This is a genomic window from Methylocystis sp., from assembly GCF_050251305.1.
Lineage (GTDB): Bacteria > Pseudomonadota > Alphaproteobacteria > Rhizobiales > Beijerinckiaceae > Methylocystis.
The window spans coordinates 20,434-38,916 of record NZ_JBFWNB010000006.1 but is presented as its reverse complement, the minus strand read 5'-3'; the positions used below and the strand labels follow the sequence as shown (position 1 = coordinate 38,916).

Annotated in this window: 16 protein-coding genes and 1 tRNA gene; 10 read left to right on the top strand and 7 right to left on the bottom strand. The window is 66.0% G+C overall.

The features are described from left to right. Positions 1–15: 15 nt before the first annotated feature. Positions 16–1,056: a hypothetical protein gene (locus AB7F41_RS03585; protein WP_428381634.1), complete on the top strand. Its 1,041-nt coding sequence runs from the start codon at positions 16–18 to the stop codon at positions 1,054–1,056. On the opposite strand, the gene AB7F41_RS03580 is transcribed toward AB7F41_RS03585, so the two are convergent. From AB7F41_RS03580 to AB7F41_RS03570, 3 genes are all read right to left on the bottom strand, one after another. After that, positions 1,053–2,018: an L-threonylcarbamoyladenylate synthase gene (locus AB7F41_RS03580; protein WP_428381632.1), complete on the bottom strand. Its 966-nt coding sequence runs from the start codon at positions 2,016–2,018 to the stop codon at positions 1,053–1,055. The two genes, AB7F41_RS03585 and AB7F41_RS03580, sit on opposite strands and share 4 nt — an antisense overlap. Next, complete coding sequence (locus tag AB7F41_RS03575; protein WP_428381630.1) at positions 2,015–2,773, bottom strand: peptidase; 759 nt, start codon at positions 2,771–2,773, stop codon at positions 2,015–2,017. Before AB7F41_RS03575 ends, AB7F41_RS03580 begins: the two co-directional genes overlap by 4 nt. Positions 2,774–2,864: 91 nt before the next feature. Continuing rightward, on the bottom strand, positions 2,865–4,049 hold the full coding sequence (locus tag AB7F41_RS03570) for a GNAT family N-acetyltransferase (RefSeq protein WP_428381628.1): 1,185 nt from the start codon (positions 4,047–4,049) through the stop codon (positions 2,865–2,867). 120 nt (positions 4,050–4,169) lie between these two features. On the opposite strand from AB7F41_RS03570, the gene mtnA reads away from it, so the two are divergent. Beyond that, a complete protein-coding gene (mtnA, locus tag AB7F41_RS03565) occupies positions 4,170–5,258 on the top strand; it encodes an S-methyl-5-thioribose-1-phosphate isomerase (RefSeq protein ID WP_428381626.1) in 1,089 nt (362 codons plus the stop codon). Positions 5,259–5,369: 111 nt separating this feature from the next. On the opposite strand, the gene AB7F41_RS03560 is transcribed toward mtnA, so the two are convergent. Then, a complete protein-coding gene (locus AB7F41_RS03560) occupies positions 5,370–6,020 on the bottom strand; it encodes a class II aldolase/adducin family protein (protein WP_428381624.1) in 651 nt (216 codons plus the stop codon). Between the two features lie 103 nt (positions 6,021–6,123). Between AB7F41_RS03560 and AB7F41_RS03555 the strand changes: the two genes are divergently transcribed. Together AB7F41_RS03555 and AB7F41_RS03550 are read left to right on the top strand one after the other, a co-directional pair. Beyond that, positions 6,124–6,199 (top strand) — tRNA-Ile (locus AB7F41_RS03555). A 182-nt stretch (positions 6,200–6,381) separates the two neighbouring features. Further along, the gene (locus AB7F41_RS03550; RefSeq protein ID WP_428381622.1) at positions 6,382–6,738 is read left to right on the top strand and encodes a hypothetical protein; all 357 of its coding nucleotides are present in this window, start codon (positions 6,382–6,384) and stop codon (positions 6,736–6,738) included. Between the two features lie 96 nt (positions 6,739–6,834). Here AB7F41_RS03550 and AB7F41_RS03545 read toward each other — a convergent pair whose 3' ends face one another. The 3 genes from AB7F41_RS03545 to AB7F41_RS03535 form a co-directional block, all read right to left on the bottom strand. After that, the gene (locus AB7F41_RS03545) at positions 6,835–10,548 is read right to left on the bottom strand and encodes an HAD-IC family P-type ATPase (protein WP_428381621.1); all 3,714 of its coding nucleotides are present in this window, start codon (positions 10,546–10,548) and stop codon (positions 6,835–6,837) included. Between the two features lie 156 nt (positions 10,549–10,704). Further along, a complete protein-coding gene (locus AB7F41_RS03540; protein ID WP_428381620.1) occupies positions 10,705–11,115 on the bottom strand; it encodes an ArsC/Spx/MgsR family protein in 411 nt (136 codons plus the stop codon). Between the two features lie 135 nt (positions 11,116–11,250). Beyond that, a complete protein-coding gene (locus AB7F41_RS03535) occupies positions 11,251–11,973 on the bottom strand; it encodes an SIMPL domain-containing protein (RefSeq protein ID WP_428381618.1) in 723 nt (240 codons plus the stop codon). A gap of 130 nt (positions 11,974–12,103) precedes the next feature. Between AB7F41_RS03535 and AB7F41_RS03530 the strand changes: the two genes are divergently transcribed. The 6 genes from AB7F41_RS03530 (at position 12,104) to AB7F41_RS03505 (ending at position 18,471) form a co-directional block, all read left to right on the top strand. Then, positions 12,104–12,787, top strand: a complete 684-nt coding sequence (locus AB7F41_RS03530) for a glutathione S-transferase family protein (protein ID WP_428381616.1) — start codon at positions 12,104–12,106, stop codon at positions 12,785–12,787. A gap of 117 nt (positions 12,788–12,904) precedes the next feature. After that, on the top strand, positions 12,905–14,110 hold the full coding sequence (locus AB7F41_RS03525) for a sensor histidine kinase (protein ID WP_428381614.1): 1,206 nt from the start codon (positions 12,905–12,907) through the stop codon (positions 14,108–14,110). Between the two features lies 1 nt (position 14,111). Continuing rightward, positions 14,112–15,302 carry a tRNA epoxyqueuosine(34) reductase QueG gene (queG, locus tag AB7F41_RS03520; protein ID WP_428381612.1) on the top strand — a complete coding sequence of 397 codons (1,191 nt, stop codon included), beginning with the start codon at positions 14,112–14,114 and terminating at the stop codon, positions 15,300–15,302. A 124-nt stretch (positions 15,303–15,426) separates the two neighbouring features. Further along, entirely contained in the window at positions 15,427–16,656 is a 1,230-nt protein-coding gene (locus AB7F41_RS03515) for a hypothetical protein (protein WP_428381611.1), read from the top strand. A 2-nt stretch (positions 16,657–16,658) separates the two neighbouring features. Next, complete coding sequence (locus AB7F41_RS03510; RefSeq protein WP_428381609.1) at positions 16,659–17,663, top strand: WD40 repeat domain-containing protein; 1,005 nt, start codon at positions 16,659–16,661, stop codon at positions 17,661–17,663. Positions 17,664–17,757: 94 nt separating this feature from the next. Further along, positions 17,758–18,471: a DUF4336 domain-containing protein gene (locus AB7F41_RS03505; protein WP_428381608.1), complete on the top strand. Its 714-nt coding sequence runs from the start codon at positions 17,758–17,760 to the stop codon at positions 18,469–18,471. Positions 18,472–18,483 lie beyond the last annotated feature (12 nt).

The following is an 18,483-nucleotide window of genomic DNA, read 5'->3' as shown; positions in this document are numbered from 1 at the left end:
GACAGCAGGACGACGATGAACGCGATTCCTTTCCTCGATGTGCGCGACGGCGGCCCGATCGCCCATGCGCAGGCGCGGATCGACGCCGCGGCCGCGCTGCGCAAGGCCTGCCTGGGCGTGGTCGCGCCAATGGGCCGCGTGTGCCTCCCGCCGATCGATCGGATCGCGTCAAACTGGCTCAAACGCTCAGCTTCCGCCTATCGGGCGGAGCTTGAGCGCATCGTCGCCATTCTCGGCTTTCCCGGGGCAATGACGCTGAACATGTCCTATCTCTTCGCCTGCACGACCCAGGCCTATGAGGACGAACATGGGATGCCGCGCCTGCGCCGGACGCTCGACTGGCCGTTTCAGGGCCTGGGCAAGGGCGTCGAAATCGCCTGGCAGTCCGGGCCTGCCGGGGAGTTCTACAACGCTACCTGGCCCGGCGCGGTCGGCGTGCTCAGCGCCATGGCGCCGGGGCGTTTCTGCGCCGCGATCAATCAGGCGCCGATGAAGCGGCGCACGCAGGGCGCGATCGGTTTCGCCTATGACGCCGCGCTCAATCTGCGCGACGCCTTCGCCACCGAAGGCGGCTGGCCGCCGGACCATCTGCTGCGTTACGCCTTTGAAAATTGCGCCGATTTCGAAGAGGCGGTCGATTGCATCGCCAGCGCGCCGCTGGCCCGACCGACGCTCTTCACCCTTGCCGGCGTCAGGCGCGGCGAGATGGCGCTGATCGAACGCACCGAGCGCGACGCGCGCGTGCTGCGCGGGCCGGTGATCGTCGTCAACGACTGGCAGGAGCCGCAGGCCGGCTGGCAGGCGCGCATGAGCTATGAGAACAACATCGCTCGCAAAGCGGCGATGCAGGCCGTCGCGCCCGATGCGCCGCGCTTTTCCTGGGTGCGCGAGCCGGTGCTGAACCGGCTGACGCGCCTCGCGGTGGAAATGTGCTCGGTCGGCGCGGGCGACTTCGCCGCGCGCGGCTACGAGTGTCCCTATGTCAAGGGTCAGCCGGCGCCGGTGACGCAGGACTTCTGCCTGCGGGCGGCGACGCCGACGGCGCTCGCGGCCTAATCGAACCTCGGCGCGCTGGCGCGCCGCAGCCGGTCGTTGATCGCCTCGCCCAACCCCCGCTCCGGCACATGCGCCACGGCGACATTGGCGATGCGGCGCGCGTCGAATTCCCGCAAATGCGCGAAAAGATTGGCCGCCGCCTCGACGAGATCGCCGGACGGCGAAAGGTCCAGCACGAAAGCGCCCGGCCTGGCGCGCGCGGCGAGCCGACCCCCGAAATCGAGCGCCGCTTCCCCTTCCTCGAGTTCATGCGCCTCCAGCCGCAGCCGCGCGGCGGGCGCGTAATGCGAGGGCGTCATGCCTGGCGCGAGAATCTCCGCCTGCGCAGGCGCGGCAAGCCTTGCGCCGAGAATGTTCTCGATCGCATCCCGCGCGACCGCGCCGGGGCGCAGCAGAACCGGCGCGGCGTCGCAGAAGGACACGATCGTCGACTCCAGTCCGGCAGGGGTGCGTCCGCCGTCCAAAATCATGTCGACCCTGCCCGAGAGGTCTTCGGCGACATGCGCGGCCGTCACCGGGCTCACATGGCCTGAACGATTGGCGGAGGGCGCGGCGATCGGCCGGCCGAGCGCCGCGAGCAGCGCCTGCGCGACAGGGTGCGCGGGCGCCCGAACGGCGACGCTCGGCAGGCCGGCGCGGGCGAGATCGCAGACCGATCCGCCCGACGCGGCGGGCGCGACGATCGTCAGCGGCCCGGGCCAGAACGCCACGGCAAGGCGCAGCGCGGCGTCGGGGAGCGCCGCCTCGCGGCGCGCGGCGTCGAGATCGGCGACATGCGCGATCAGCGGATTAAAGGACGGGCGGTCCTTGGCGTCGTAAATGCGGGCGACGGCCCATGCCTGCGTCGCGTCGGCGCCCAGCCCATAGACCGTCTCGGTCGGGAAAGCGACCAGCCCGCCCTCGCGCAGGATCGCCGCGGCGCTTGCGATCGCCGCGGCGTCGGCCGGCGCAACGGTCGTCACGCGTCGCGGCCGGTGTAGGGCGGCTTGGGGATCGCCATATGCGCCTCGCGCAGCGCCTGCGACCAGCTTTCCCGCAGGTCGTTGAAATAGTGGTCGTTCACGCCGATCCGCGTCGCGACTTCGATCTGCAACGCGTCGCGCCGCAGGAGCGCGATATCGATCGGCATGCCGACCGACAGATTCGAGCGGATGGTCGAATCCATCGAGATGAGCCCGATCTTCAGCGCGTCGTAGATGTCGGTGTCAAAGTTCACGGCGCGGTCGAGGATCGGCTTGCCGTATTTATGTTCGCCGATCTGCAGATAATTGGTGTCCGGCGTGCATTCGATGCTGTTGCCGGCGGTGTAGATCATGAAGAGACGGAGCGGCCCGCCGGCGATCTGGCCGCCGAGCAGCAGGGACACGTCGAAGTTGACGCCCTGCGCCGCGGGCTCGCCCTCGGCGCTGCCCACCTGCGCGCGCGAAATCCGCACCGCGCGCCCGACAAGCTGCGCCGCGTGCAGCATATTGGGCGCGTTCATGACGCTTTCGAAGACCCCGCTCTCGTGATCCTCGATCCCGTCGGTGACCAGATTGACGACGCTTTGGGTCACCGAAAGATTGCCCGAGGCGGCGAGCATCAGCACGCGCTCGCCCGGCCGCTCGTACAGATACAGCTTGCGGAAGGTCGAAATGTTGTCGAGCCCGGCGTTCGTGCGCGTGTCGGCGATCATCACCAGTCCATCGCGCACGAGAATGCCGCAACAATAGGTCATCTGATCCCGCAGCCGGTTCGCGCCAAACGGCTCTGGACTTACAAGTTTCAGGCCAGGGCACAAGTGCGGCGGAGACACAGGCGCGATAAATTCAGCCCCCCGGCTCGGTCTTGTAGGGCAGCTCCGCCGCATGTTCGGAGGCCCATTCCGCCACCGCCGCGCGTTCGCGCGTCAAAAAGTCCGAAACCGCCTGGCCGAGACGCGCGTCGGCGAAGTGGTGGGCCGAATGGGTGATCGTCGGCCGATAGCCGCGCGCGATCTTGTGCTCGCCCTGCGCCCCGGCCTCGACCCGCTTGTAGCCGCGGCGGATCGCAAATTCGATCGCCTGGTAGTAGCAGACTTCGAAATGGAGAAACGGCAGCGGCTCCAAAGCGCCCCAATTGCGTCCGTAGATCGCGTCGTCGCCGAGAAAATTGATCGCCCCGGCGATGTGCCGGGCGCCGCGGCGCGCCATCACCAGCAGGATGCGATCCGCCATCCGCGCGCCGACCTCGTCGAAGAAGGCGCGGGTCAGATAAGGATGGCCCCATTTGCGCGCGCCTGTGTCCATGTAGAACTCGAAGAACGAGTCCCAGTGCGCGGGACGAATGTCGCTTCCCGTGAGCAGATCGATCTTGAGATCATCGCCGAGCGCTTCGCGCCGCTCGCGCTTGATCGACTTGCGCTTGCGCGCCGTGAGTCGCGACAGAAAATCGTCGAAGTCGGCATAGCCCTCATTCACGAAGTGAAATTGTTCTCCGGCGCGAGAGATGAACCCCGCGTCGCTCAGCGCGACGCTTTCCTCCTCGGTGCAGAAGGTGACGTGAATGGAGGACGCGCCGCTCGCCTTGCGCAATCCCTGCAAGCCGAGGATCAGCGCGTCGCGCGCGCCTTCCGGCGCATCCTGCGCGACCAGCAGGCGACGGCCCGTCACCGGCGTGAAGGGCGCCGCGACCTGGATCTTCGGATAGTAGCGGCCGCCCGCCAGCTCATAGGCCTGCGCCCAGTTTTGATCGAACACATATTCGCCGAGACTATGCGTCTTGATATAGGCCGGCGCACAGGCGACGAGACGCCCGCGCGAATCCTCGACGAGCGTATGCGCCGGCGACCAGCCGGCGCGCGCGCCGACCGATTTCGACGCTTCAAGCGCGCGCAGGAAGGCGTGCGCCACGAACGGATTGTGTCGCTCGCCGACCGAGTCCGACGCGTCAGGCGGATTCGCGCAGGCGTCCCAGGCGTCAGCCTCGACGGATTCGAGCGATTCGGCGTATCGAACCGAAAAACTTTGCGCCATGTGTCCAGCGGAGTCGCCGCGTTTTCGAGCCTTCTAGCATGGCGTCGCGACGCCCTCTAACATGGCGCGAACCGCGACGTCATCCAAGCGCGACCTTTCTGCAAGCAAGAATCGAGCAACATGAAAATCAACGGCCGCAGTTATCGAACGATCTGGCGCGACTCCGATGGAAGGCGAGTCCATGTCATCGATCAGACCGGCCTGCCGCATCGCTTCGAGACGAAAACGCTCGCGCGTTGCGAAGACGCCGCTGCGGCGATCCGCGACATGACGGTGCGCGGCGCGCCGCTGATCGGCGTGACCGGCGCCTATGGCATGGCGCTCGCCGTTTGGCGCGATCCTGGCGACGCGGCGATCGAAAGCGCCTATGCCCTGCTCCTCGCGACGCGGCCGACGGCGGTCAATCTGCGCTGGGCGCTCGATCGGATGCGCATGCTGCTTCTCGCGACGCCGGTCGCGGAACGCGCCGACCGCGCCTATGCGGAGGCCGCGACGATCGCGGAAGAAGACGTCGCCGCATGCGAGGCGATCGGACGCTCCGGGGCCGAACTCATCCATCGCGCGCGGCGCGGCGACGGCCCGATCAACATTCTCACCCATTGCAACGCCGGCTGGCTCGCCACCGTCGATTGGGGCACGGCGCTGGCGCCGATCTACGCGGCGGCGCGCGAGGGCGCGCCGATTCATGTCTGGGTCGACGAGACGCGCCCGCGAAACCAGGGGGCGAGCCTCACGGCCTTCGAACTGCTCGGCGAAGAGATTCCGCATACGGTCGTCGCCGACAACGCCGGCGGCCATCTGATGCAGCATGGGCTCGTCGATCTCGTCATCGTCGGCAGCGATCGCACCACGCGCGCCGGCGACGTATGCAATAAGATCGGCACTTATCTCAAGGCGCTGGCCGCGCATGACAATGACGTGCCGTTCTATGTCGCGCTCCCCTCCTCCACCGTCGACTGGCGCATCGCGGACGGCGTTCGTGACATTCCGATTGAAGAGCGCAGCGCGCGCGAAGTGACTCATATCAACGGACGCAACGCTGACGGCGCGCCGATCGAAATTCAGCTGACGCCGAATGGTTCGCCGGCGCGCAATTTCGCCTTCGACGTAACGCCGGCGCGCTTCGTCACCGGTCTGATCACCGAGCGCGGCGTCTGCGCCGCCACGGAAGACGGGCTGAAGGGACTGTTCCCGGAGCTTGCTAGCTAAATGTCGTTACCGGCGAACTGAGCGCCGTCATTGCGAGGCGCGCAGCGACGAAGCAATCCAGATATCGCGTGTCGGAGTTTGGCTGCTTCGGCTTCGGCTCGGATGGCGAACTCACGCCGTCTCGCGCGTGCCGTAAGTCTTGAAGCGCTCCACCGTTCGCATGATCTCGTCGTCGGACAGCACGACAGGTTGGCCGGCGAGCGCGCCCAGATAGAAGACCTGCGCAAGCGCTTCGAGCTCGACGGCCCGCCACATGGTTCTGCGCATCGTTGCGCCAGTGACGATGGCGCCGTGATTGGCGAGGAGCACGCCGTCGCGATCTTTGAGGCCGGCGACGACGAGCCGCGACAATTCCGCCGTGCCATAGGGCGCATAATCGACGCAACGCACATTTGGGCCGCCGAACGCCGCGATCATGTAATGAACGGCCGGAATGTCGCGCCGCAGGGTGGCGAGCGTCGTCGCATAGGGCGAATGCATATGGGCGACGGCGTTCACATCCGGACGGGCGCGATAGATGTCGAGATGGAATCGCCATTCGCTCGAAGGCGGCAGCGGGCCGTCGAAGGCGCCATCGCCCGCAAGCGGCATCCGCGCGATCGCCTCAGGCGAGAGCTCGCGGCTTGGAACGCCGCTCGGCGTGACGAGCGCCTGGTCGCCGACCCGCGCCGACAGATTGCCCGCCGAGCCATGGTTGAGACCCAGCCGCTCCATCTCCTGCGCGGCCTCGACGATCGCCGCGCGCGCCTCATGCTCGTTCATGGAGAAGGCTTACAAGGGCGACGCGGCGCATGACAAGCGCATGGCGCAGCGCGCGATATTGCGCGTGCTCGGGTTGCGGTATAGGAGGGGCCTCCCCGTCTCGGGGCCGGTAGCTCAATGGTTAGAGCCGGCCGCTCATAACGGTCTGGTTGCAGGTTCGAGTCCTGCCCGGCCCACCAGCAAAGCCTCCTTTTATCGAGACTTACGGCGCAGATTTTTGGCGCCGCAAACGGATCCGATTGAAATAAAAAAGGCATTGGGTCATTGCCGTCCAGGCCAAGTGACGTAGGTACCCTTTTTCCACCCGACCGCGAACCAGCAGCGCGCTGCGCTGCGCTCACGATTCGAAAGGTAGGAAGATATGCTTCGAAAAGCAGCGATATTTCTTGCATTGCTCGGCGCCCTGGCGCTTCCATCGACTGTTCTCGCAGGACGCGGCGGCGGTGGACATGGCGGCGGTGGACATGGCGGCGGAGGCCACCACGGGGGCGGACATGGCGGAGGCGGAGGCGGCGGACGTCACGGCGGCGGCGGCGGCTGGCGTCATGGCGGCGGCGGATGGCATCATGGCGGCGGCGGCGGCTGGCATCGCGGCGGCGGCGGTTGGCATCGAGGCGGCGGCTGGGGACGTGGGCGCTACTGGGGCGGCCGCTGGTATCCCTACGGCGTAGGCCGGTGCTGGCGTTGGACGCCCGGCGGCTGGATCTGGGTCTGCTGACGACGAACTGATCCCGGCGTCGGTTTTCGCGATGATGAGCGCGCAACGCGCAGCGAAAAAACCGGAACGCAGAATACGGAGGCGAGGCGCCAATCCTTATTGCGCCCTCGCCTTTCGTGCGAAACGATCCCCCTCCCGACTCTCTTCGCCCGACAACCCCGCTTCGCGCTCGTCGATTTCGATTTGCGCCGATGCCGGCATCCCCGGCCGAAGATCGAAGCCGGAATTTTCGATCTCGATCACCACGTCGACGGACTCGCCCGCTTTCGCCGTCTCCGACCGACGCGTCTCGACCACTTTTCCAGAAAATCTTCGCTCAGGCAGGGCTTCGCTCGTCACCGCGGCGGCCGCGCCCGGCGCGATGGCGCGAGCCGCCTCGTCCGCCGTCTTGGCGCGAAGGCGGACGGTCTTGGCGTCGCCGACAATGAAGAGCGGCGCGCCGACGTCGACGCTGGAGCCGACGGCAGCCTTTCGCTCGAGAACGACGCCTGTGATCGGCGCGACGATCGTGGCGCGTTCGCGGTCCGTCTGCGCCCTGGCGACCGCCTCTTTGCGCTGCGCGACGTCGGCCTTGGCGCGTTCGACTCGCGCCTGCGCCCGGGCAAGGACGCGTTGCGCCGTTCTCAGCGCCTTGCGCCGTGCGGCGCGGCGTCCCGAACGCGCCTTTCGCCTTTCGAGATTCGCCTGCGCCCTCGCCTCGGCGCTTTGGCGCTGCGCCAATTGCTTCTCGGCGGCCGCCAGCGCGTCGTTCTCGCGCGCCAGCGCCGCGTCGAAGGGTTGCGGATCGAGCGTCGCGCAGGTCTCGCCCTTGTCCACTCTGGTGCCGACGTCGCAAGCCAGAGTCGCGATCACGCCTGCCGCAGGAGCTAAGACCTCGCTCTGCGACGCCGAAGCGATCACGCCGCTGACGACGACGGTCCGGGCGGCCGGCGCGCGCGCGATCGGCGTTTCCTCACGCGTTAGCGTAGCGCGCGTGTGAAGATAATACGCGCCGCTTGCGACGATCAGCAGCAATCCCAACAGACCCGCGAAGACAGGTCGAATCCAGTCGCCGGGCGCGACGACGGCCGCGGCGGCAGGCGCTTGCGGCGCGGGCGCGCCGCGCGGCGCAGGGGCTCTCGCCGGAGATCGGAATATGGCCTTTTCGACCTCGACGAGCAGAAACAGCACGACGCTCGCGCCCGCGATATGCCACCAGATCTCGGGATCGAGCGGCACGGTGTTGAACAGCGTCTGCATGAACGGCGCATATGTGAACATCGCCTGCAGCGCGATCACAATGGCGACGGATATCAGCACCGCGCGGCTGCCGAACAGCCCCTTCAGCGACAGCGACGATTCGGAAAGAAAACGCGCGTTGAAGAGATAGGCGATTTCGCAGGCCACGAGCGTGTTGACCGCGACCGTTCGCGCGCTGTCGAGCCCCATGCCGCGCGCCTTCTCCAACTCATAGAGGCCGAAGGTCGCGATCAGCATCAGCAACGACACAAAAACGATGCGCCAAATGAAGTAGCGCGACAGGATCGGCTCGCTCGACGAACGCGGCGGGCGCAGCATCACGCCCTTGGTCGGCGGCTCGAACGCGAGCGCAAGACCCAGAGTGACGGCGGTGATGAGATTGATCCACAGGATCTGCACCGGCGTCACCGGCAGGGTCTCGCCCATGGCGATGGCGGCGATGACCGTGAGGCCTTCGCCGCCGTTCGTCGGCAGAATGTAGAGAATCGTCTTCTTCAGATTCTCATAGACGACGCGGCCCTCATGCACCGCATGCACGATCGAAGCGAAATTATCGTCGGCGAGCACCATTTCCGCCGCCTCTTTGGCCGCTTCGGTGCCTTTGACGCCCATCGCGATGCCGATGTCGGCGCGCTTCAATGCGGGCGCGTCATTCACGCCGTCGCCGGTCATGGCGACGATCTCGCCGCGCTTCTGCAACGACTGGACGAGTCGCAGCTTATGCTCGGGACTCGTGCGCGCGAACACGGTCGTGGCGCTCACCGCATCGCCGAGATCCTCGTCGCCGATCTCGTCGAGATCGCGGCCGGTGAGCACTGATTCCGGCCGTTGCAGGCCGAGTTCGCGGGCGATCGCCGTCGCCGTCGCGGCGTGATCGCCCGTGATCATCTTCACCGACATGCCGGCGGTCGCACAGTTGCGGATGGCTTCGATCGCCTCGGGACGCGGCGGATCGATCAGACCGATGAGTCCGACAAAGACGAGGCCGCTTTCGACGTCGCCGAACGCCAGTTGCTGCTGCCCCTCCCCGGCTTTCTTGGAGGCGACCGCCAGAACGCGCTGACCGCGCGTGGCCATTTGGACGATGTGCTCGAGCCAGCACGCGCAATCGAGCGGGCGCTGCTCTCCTGTTGCGCCCTGCTCCCAGAAGCACATTTCGAGCAGCCGTTCGGGCGCGCCTTTGACGAAGATGTAGCCGACGCCGTCATGGTCGTGATGCAGCGTCGCCATGAAGCGGTGCTGCGATTCGAACGGAATTTCATCCGTGCGCGGCAGCTCAAGCGCCAACTCCTCCAGATTGACGCCGCCTTTCGCCGCGGCGGCGAGCAAAGCGCCTTCGGTGGGATCGCCCTCGATCCTCCAGACGCCTTCCTTCTCCCGGAGCACGGCGTCGTTGCAGAGCGCGACCGGGCGCAAAGCCGCAGCCAGGCGAACGTCGTCGCCGACGACGACGTCCTTGCCGTCGTGCAGGAAGCCGCCATGCGGATCATAGCCTGAGCCCGTCGTCTCATAGGCCCCGCCGGCGGTGACGATCGAGCGCACGATGAGTTCGTTGAGCGTCAGCGTGCCGGTTTTGTCGGAGCAGATCGTGCTGACCGCGCCGAGCGTCTCGACCGCCGGCAACTGCCGAATGATCGCCTTGCGCCGCGCCATGCGCTCGACGCCGATCGCCAGCGTGATGGTGATGATCGCCGGCAGGCCTTCGGGTATCGCCGAAACGGCGAGGCCGACGGCCGCCATGAACATCTCACCGGCGTCAAAATTCCAAACGAGCGCGCCAAACGCAAAGACGGCGGCGCATATGGCCAGGATCACGACCGTGAGCCAGCGCGCGAATTCGTCCATCCGCTGCAACAGCGGCGTCGAAAGCGTCTCCACCTCGGAGAGCATGGCGTTGATGCGCCCGATCTCGGTCGCCGCGCCCGTGGCGACGACGACGCCGGACGCCTGACCGTAGGTCACGACGGTTCCCGAATAGGCCATCGAGAGACGATCGCCGAGCGCCGCATCGGCCGCGACCGGCGCAGGGTCCTTGTCGACGGGCAGCGACTCGCCGGTCAGCGCCGATTCCTGCACTTTCAGGGACTTGACTCGGATCAAACGAATGTCGGCCGGAATTCTGTCGCCCGACTGGACGTAGACGACGTCGCCGGGCGCGACATCGGTCGCGTCAATGACGACGCGGCGACCGTCGCGTACGACGGTGGCTTGCGAAGAGAGCATGTTGCGGACGGCCTCCATGGCCCTTTCCGCCTTGCCTTCCTGAATGAAGCCGATGATGGCGTTGATGACGACGACCGCGACGATGACCGCGGTGTCGATCCAATGCCGCATGAGCGCGGTGACGACGGCGGACGCCAGCAGCACATAGATCAATACATTATGGAATTGCAGCGCGAAGCGCAGGAGCGCGCTGCGCCGTCTGCCGGCCGGAAGACGATTGGGGCCGTAAGTGGAAAGTCGTCTTTCGGCCTCAGCCTGGCTCAACCCCAGGCGGGTCGCACCCAGGCGGTCGAGCGCGACGTCTGCGTCAATCGCCCAATAGTGATTGGCCTCGGCCGTTGGCTGCATGGGCGTCCTTTGCTCCGCGGCTCTCCGAGCGCGACGGGCGGTCACGCCAATCGACGCGGGTCCGTCGCGGCCAAGCCGCCGTTATTCCTCATGATATGGTGATGATGACGAGATTTGCAGCGCCGGCGTTGCAGCAGCGGCGCTTCGTCAGTCAGGCTAGAAGGCGTCGTTGGCGATGGACCGCACGCACACGTCGCTGACGACCCCAGTGGTGCGCTTCAGCCCGATCCAGCGGTCGATGGTGTCCGTATCGAAACCCGCTTCGCAATGATCGCCGATGCGCATCAGCGGCCGCCGAATGAGCAGCGGATCGACGATCATCATCACCAGCGCCTGCTGCGGTGTGACCTTGTCGGGATCGATCTCCCCCGACTTGATGCGCGGCGACGAGACGTTGAACCATTCCCGCACCGGCTTGGCGCCGAAATAAGGCCGCAGACTCGACGAACTCCACGCCTCGGTCAGAATGTCCCTCACATCCACCTCATGTCCCGAGGCGCGCAAGAGGTCTTTCTGCAGCGCGTTGCCAGCGCAGCCCGGTTTTTCATAGAAGATGACATGAGCCATTCGCGACCTCTTCTGATCCCGACACGCCAGTCGCAGACCGTAGCTTAGCGCGCAATTGTGCATTGCGAAACAGACCAAACAGATCAAATTGCGAGCAGCGCCGGGACGTTTCGCCGCTTCGACGGGCAGATACGCCTAACGAGAGAGTCCCCAGACGATATTCACGCGCGCCGAGAGGCGCTCAAGGCCGGAGCGTAAGGGAATTTCCCCGACAGGGGGCGCTCCGGCGGCCGTCGCCGCATAGGCGCGCGGACGCATCCCGACATTCTCCAGGGGGCGCATTTCCAGCACGCGGGACAGCCTGAGCCCGGCGGCCTCGGCGTAGATTTTCGCCTGCCGCTCCGCATCCTTGACCGCCTCGCGCCGTAAAGCGTCGAGCTTTTGCTCGGGATGCGCCACTTCGAAATCGATTCCTTCGAAGCTGTTGACTCCCTGGTCGATCAAAGCGCCGGCGATTTCGCCGACCTTGTCGATCTGCGTCACGCGGGCGCGGAGGTCGTTTCGGGCGCGGAAAATCTTTTGCGATGTCTTGGACTTGCCGGTCTTCGGATCTCGTTGTTCGACCTCGACCGGCGCGAGCGTCATGCTTTGAGTCTGCACGTCGGCCTCGGGCACGCCCAATTTCTCGAGTTGCGCAAGAACAGCCTTCACCGCACGCGCGTTTTCGGCCGCGGCGTCGGCGGCCGACGGCCGTTCGGTGACGACGCCGAAGCGCAGAATCGCCACGTCAGGCGCGACATCCTCGTAAGCCTCGCCAATCACTGACAGATTTGGAACGCTGTCCTTCGCCGTCTCGGCGTGTCCAGCGGCCGCGAGCAGCGTCAGGCCGAGCGAAAATGCGAAGAGCGAACGAATCATGGCATATCCTAACAAAAGCTGCGCGCCAATGAGCTTATCAAAGCCGCAAATCCGCCGGCTAGCGGCGCTAACCTGAACAGCATACAGAAGCGCGGGGCGATCGTCGCTCCGCTGCTCTCGAAAAGGCCTCATGCCCACGCTTTACCATCACCCGCTCTGCCCTCATTCGCGCTTTATCCGGCTTATCCTGTCCGAATACGGAATCGACGCGACTCTCGTCGAGGAGCGCGTGAGCGACCGCAGACCCGAATTTCTCGCGCTTGATCCGGCCGGCCGCACGCCAGTGCTCGTCGACGACAATGGCGTCGTTGCGCCCGGCGCGAATCTGATCGCCGAATATATCGACGAGACCTATGGCGCCGATCGCGGCGCGCAACGACTGCTGCCGCAAGAAATGATGGCGCGCATAGAGACCCGTCGGCTCGTCGACTGGTTCAACCTCAAATTTTTCGATGAGGTCACGAACTGGCTGATGACGGAGAAGGTCTACAAGCGCTTCGCGCCGCCCGGCGGCGCGCCCGATATGGACGTGTTGCGCGTGGCGCGCGCCAATATTCGCCATCATATGCGCTACATCGGCTATCTTACCACCGAGCGCAACTGGCTCGCAGGCGACCGCTTGACCTATGCCGATTTCGCTGCGGCCGCACACATCTCCTGCGCCGATTATCTCGGCGACGCGCCTTGGGACGAGGATGAAGCGGCGAAACACTGGTATCAGCGCATCAAATCGCGTCCGGCGTTTCGTCCTCTGCTATCCTATCGAGCGCCAGGCCTGACGCCTGGGCGCTTTTATGCGGAGCTGGATTTCTAATCCTTCCCAGCTCCGCGCCGAAAACCGGAGCGCCGCCGTCCAGCTTCCGTCTGTGCGGCCCCGCTTGACAACAAATCGATGGAGTGCGGCAAGTAAACCCCACCGTGGGACCAGCGTATGAGCGGACCTGACGAGCGCAAAAGCGAGAACCTTCAGTCGACGCCCGCACAAGGCGACGATCCGGCGCAGGGATTGCGGCAGCGCATCCAGCAGCAGGAGATATTGGCCGCGCTCGGCGTTTCCGCTTTGCAGGGGGCTTCGTTCGATCAGCTGTTGGCGGACACGGTGCGACTGACCGCGCAAGGGCTGGATGCGGATTTCTGCAAAGTGCTGGAGTTGCTTCCTTCCGAGAGAAAGTTCCTTGTGCGCGCCGGCGTGGGATGGAGTCCCGGCGTCGTCGGCGTCGCCAAAATTGGCGCCGAACTCGACTCTCCCGCCGGATATGCGCTGCGCACCGGCAGACCCGTCATCTCCAACCATCTCGCAAAGGAGACGCGTTTCAACACGCCTGAGATCCTGCGTCAGCATGGCGTGCGCCGCGCAATGAACGTGATCCTGCAGGGCGACGGAAAACCCTATGGCGTGCTTGAAGTGGACAGCCGCTCGCCGTCCGACTTCAGGGAGCAGGACATCGCATTTCTGCAGGGCGCGGCGAATATTCTCGGCATGGCGATCGAACGGGAACGCGAAGAGCGCAAGCTCAAAGCGGCGATCGCGCGCAACGAAGCGCTGCTGAAAGAGATGAATCATCGCGTGAAGAATAGTCTCGCGATCGTCGGCGGCATGCTTCGGTTGCAGGCCGGCGACGTCGACGATGAACAGCTGTCCGGGCTTCTCAGCGAAGCGTCGCACCGCGTCGACGCGATCGCAAAGGCGCATGACCAGCTGTCTCGCGGCTCGGACATCGAGCGCATGGACATTGGAAAATACATTGAAGCGCTGTGTCAGGATCTGGATGAAAGCGTCGCGCAATGCGACGTGCGGACCGAGATCGAGGAAGGGATCGTCATCGCAACCGATCGGGCGGTTTCGACCGCGCTCATTGTGAACGAGCTCATCGCCAACGCCGCAAAATACGCTTACCATTGCCGGTCGGGAAAGATCTCGGTGAAGGTCGCGCGCGGCGGCGACAAAAACTTCGTCGTGTCGGTGCGCGACGAGGGCGCCGGAATGCCCGAAGATTTCGATCCGCGCGACCACAAAGGGCTCGGCATGCGGATCATCGCCTCGTTCACGCGCCAACTCGACGCGACGATCGAAATGAAAGGTCACAATCCAGGCACGGAGTTCATCGTCTCGATCCCACTGCAAGCCGCTGTCTGACATGCATGGGCCTTTCTCGAATGTATCGACGGCGCCCCCGCCGAGCCGCGACAACCGGCAGCGAGTCGCTGGCGCGACGCCAAAGCTCGAAGATGAGATCCGCGCGCGCGCGTTCGAGCTTGGCATCGACGTCTGCCGCTTCGCGCATGCGGATGTGACGCCTCTGCACGGCGAGCGGTTGCGCATGTGGCTTCAGCAGGGCGCTCACGGCGACATGAGCTGGATGCGCGAGACCGCCGCGCGCCGCGCCGCGCCGCGCGCGCTTTGGCCGGAAACGGCGACTCTCGTCATGCTCGGCCTGAACTATGGGCCGGATGGCGATCCCCTGGCCTCTCTCGCGAAGTCCGATTGCGCGACGATCTCCGTCTACGCGCGCAACCGCGATTATCACGACGTCATCAAGGGTCGGCTGAAGCAACTCGCCGGATTCATGCTGGCCCGCGCCGGCGCGGGCGACGCCAAGGTCTTCGTCGACACCGCGCCGGTCATGGAGAAGCCGCTTGCCCAGACGGCCGGAGTCGGCTGGCAGGGCAAACACACGAATCTTGTCTCGCGCGATTTCGGCTCGTGGCTCTTCCTGGGCGCGATCTTCACGGATCTTCGTCTCGATCCCGATCCGCCGGAATCCGACCATTGCGGCTCATGCCGCAAATGCCTCGACGTCTGTCCGACGGCAGCGTTCCCGGCGCCCTATCAACTGGATGCGCGCCGTTGCGTCTCCTACCTCACGATCGAGCACAAGGGCCCTATCCCGCTCGAATTTCGCGAGAAGATCGGCAATCGCATCTATGGCTGCGACGATTGTCTCGCCGTCTGCCCTTGGAACAAATATGCGCGCGCCGGGCGCGAGTCGAAGCTCGCCGCCCGCTCAGAATTCGAATCCGCGCCTCTCGCGCGACTGGCGCGGCTCGATGACGCGGGGTTTCGGGCGCGGTTCGCCGGCTCGCCGATCAAGCGCGTCGGACGCGACCGCTTTTTGCGCAATGTGCTGATCGCGATCGGCAATTCCGGGCGGGGCGAGCTTGCCGCCGACGCCGAGCGATTGGTCGGGGACGCCGCCGCCGTCGTGCGGGGCGCCGCAGTCTGGGCGCTCGGCAGGCTGGCGCCGCCGCGCCTGTCCGAGCTTCGTCGCGAGCAACTGGCGAATGAAACCGACGAGGCCGTCCGTCAAGAGTGGCGCCAAACAGCCTAGGCGCTGGGCAAAAGCGCAACAGTCGGCAAAAATCTGCGCGCTTTCCCGGCTTTACTGCGCTGCGGCAGGCCACGCGCCGGCGATTTCGGTCTAATCTCTCATCTTGATTGAGCCACGCCCGACCATGTCCGTCCTTTCGCGCCGCAACAACGAAGAACCCGCAGAGGAGGCCTCCCGTCTTCTGCTGCGGATCGGCGTGTTTCTGCTGTTCGTGGTCTCGCTCATCGCGCCGATATTGGCGCGTCAGACGGTCTATGTGCTGCTGCCGATCGGCGCGGCGCTGCTGCTCGCCGCCGCGACGCTGACCCCGGAAGAGGGGTCGGCGCGCTCGATGCGCGCGATCCTGCTGTCGCCCCCGTTTCTCGCCGCCCTGCTTCTCACCGCCTGGACAGCGCTTTCGCTGCTCTGGACGCCTTTCGAGGGACCGGCCGAGCGCTTCGCCAAGATTACGGCGACGCTCGCGCTCGTCGCGCTCGCCACCGGATTCCTGCCGCTGCGCACAAAGACGTCCAATCTCAACCTTTTGCCGATTGGCGTCGCTGCGGCGACGATCGCGCTCGCCGCCGTCACCTTGCTGCTGAAGCCGAAATATTCGCTCGACGACATTCTCGACGTCGGACCGCTCGGCCGCGCCGGACTCGGACTGGCGCTGCTGGTGTGGCCGGCGATGGGCGCCCTCGCGGTGCGCGGACGGTGGTATTCGGCCGGGGGGCTGGCCATTACGACGGCGCTCGCCTGCCACCTCTCCGGCGCGCCAAATGGCATGCCGGCGCTCGCGGCGGGCGCGGCTGTGTTCGCGGCCAGCTTCGGACGCGCCCGGCTGATGTCCATCGCCCTTGCGGCGCTGATGGCGGCGATCGTGCTGCTCGCGCCGCTGACCGCCTATGCGGCGCATCTGATCTGGCCTGAGCGCCCGCCCGGCTTCTTCAGACATCTCGCCTTCTGGGGCCAGATGATCGCCGCCGACGGTTGGCGCACGCTGATCGGACATGGATTCGGGGCCGCCACCTGGGGCGTGCTCGGCGGCTATCTGACGCCAGCCACGCCGCGCAGCCTGATCTTCAAGATCTGGTTCGATCTCGGCGCGCTCGGCGCCGCGGCGGCGGCGCTCGTCGCCGCCCGCGCCAGCCTGTTCGTCGGCCAGTCGCGACCGGCGCTCGCGCCCTTTCTTCTGGGCGGCCTCGGCGCGGGCTTCGCAATTTGTCTTTTCGGGCCGGCCGCCGAGCAGCTATGGTGGCTGACGCTCGCCGGACTCGACGCCATCGCCTTCGCTCTGGTCATGCGCGGGCAGTTCCGCAAACGTCGTCCGCGTCTGCCGATCGGCTGGGGCGCGCCTGCCGAGGATCGCGCATAGCCGTGGCGCTGTCTCCCACGCTCACCGACAATGTCGACACGATCGGGCTTGGAGAGCCCGTCGTCGCCGCGGCGTTCCTCGACGGCGCGCCGGTCTTCGCGCTCGCCGACGGAACGCTCCATTTCGGAGACGGCGCCAGCGGGCGCCGCGTCCCAGCGCATCAGGACGCCGCCATACTCGTCGCCGCGCGGGACGGCGACCGGCTCGTCACCGGCGGCGACGACGGCCGCGTCGTCGCGACCGACGCCAACGGATCCGTCGCAATCCTCGGCGACGAAAACGGCAAATGGATCGACGCCGTCGCCGCGCATGGCGGCGCGGTCGCCTGGACCGCGGGAAAAACGGCGCGCGCCCGCTCCGCCAAGGGCGAGACGAAGACGCTCGATCTGCCCTCGACCTCGCGCGGCCTCGCCTTCTTCCCGAAGGGCTACCGGCTGGCGATCGCCCATTACGGCGGGGCGATATTATGGTTTCCGAACGCCGGCAAGCCGGAGCCGCTCGCCTGGTCCGGCTCGCATCTCGACGCCACCATCTCTCCAGACGGGCGCTTCCTCGTCACCTCGATGCAGGAGAATGCGCTGCACGGCTGGCGGATCGCCGACGGCAAGCACATGCGCATGGCCGGATATCCGGGAAAAACGCGCAGCTTCTCGTGGTCGCATGACGGAAAATGGCTGGCCACCTCGGGCGCCGACGCCTGCATCGTCTGGTCGTTTTCCGGCAAGGACGGCCCCATGGGCCAGGCGCCGCGGGAATGCGGCGTTCATTCCGCGGTCGTGACGCGCGTCGCGTTCCATCCTGCGGCGCTCGTCCTGGCGATGGGCTATGACGACGGCCTCGTCATGCTGGCGCGCCTTTCTGACGGATCGGAAATTCTCGTCCGCCGGCCGGCGCAGGACGACGCGCGCGCGCGGATCAGCGCCCTCGCCTGGGACGAAAAGGGAGCGCGGCTCGCCTTCGGCGCGGAGAGCGGCGACGCGGGCGTGCTGATGCTGCCGAAGGGGTGAATGGCCAAAGGAGGCGGGTTTGCGTCGCATTTAGCCGGTATCAGACATCCGGCATAAAAAAGCATTGTGGTTTCGAGCGAACCGGGAGGGACCGATGGGTCTCCGACAAATCGGCGACTCGCTCTGGCTCGCCGAGGGCGACATTGTCGACTTCTTTAGCTTCCCCTATCCCACACGCATGCTGATCGCGCGGCTGGCCGATAACGCGCTCTGGATATGGTCGCCGGTGAAACTTTCGACCGACCTGCGCGCCGAGGTCGACGCGCTCGGCCGAGTGGCGCATCTCGTCAGTCCCAACAAGCTCCACCATCTCTATCTATGCGAGTGGAAGGAAGCCTATCCCGACGCGAAGCTTTGGGGGCCGCTTTCAACCATTAAACGCCGTCCCAAACTCGCCTTCGAACCGCCGCTTCAAGATATCTCGCCGCCCGAATGGGATGGCGACATCGATCAGGCTTGGTTTCGCGGCTCCTTCATGATGGATGAGATTGTCTTTTTTCATCGCCCGTCGGGCGTTGTGATTTTCGCTGATTTGATCGAAGCCTTCAGTGACGAATTCCTCTGCGCACATTGGAACTGGTGGCGGCGATGGCTCGCGCGGCTCGACGGGATCACCCTCGCTTCTCCGCATGCGCCGCTCGAATGGCGCCTTTCTTTCCTCGACCGCGGCCCTGCGCGCGCCGCCCGCGACAAGATCCTCGGCTGGCCGGTCAAACAGGCCGTGGTCGCGCATGGCGAGTGGCCGTGCGCCAACGCTAGAGAATTTGTGCGCGGCGCGCTGGCCTGGGTCGGCCCCGAGCGCGCGTGACGGAGACTGTCG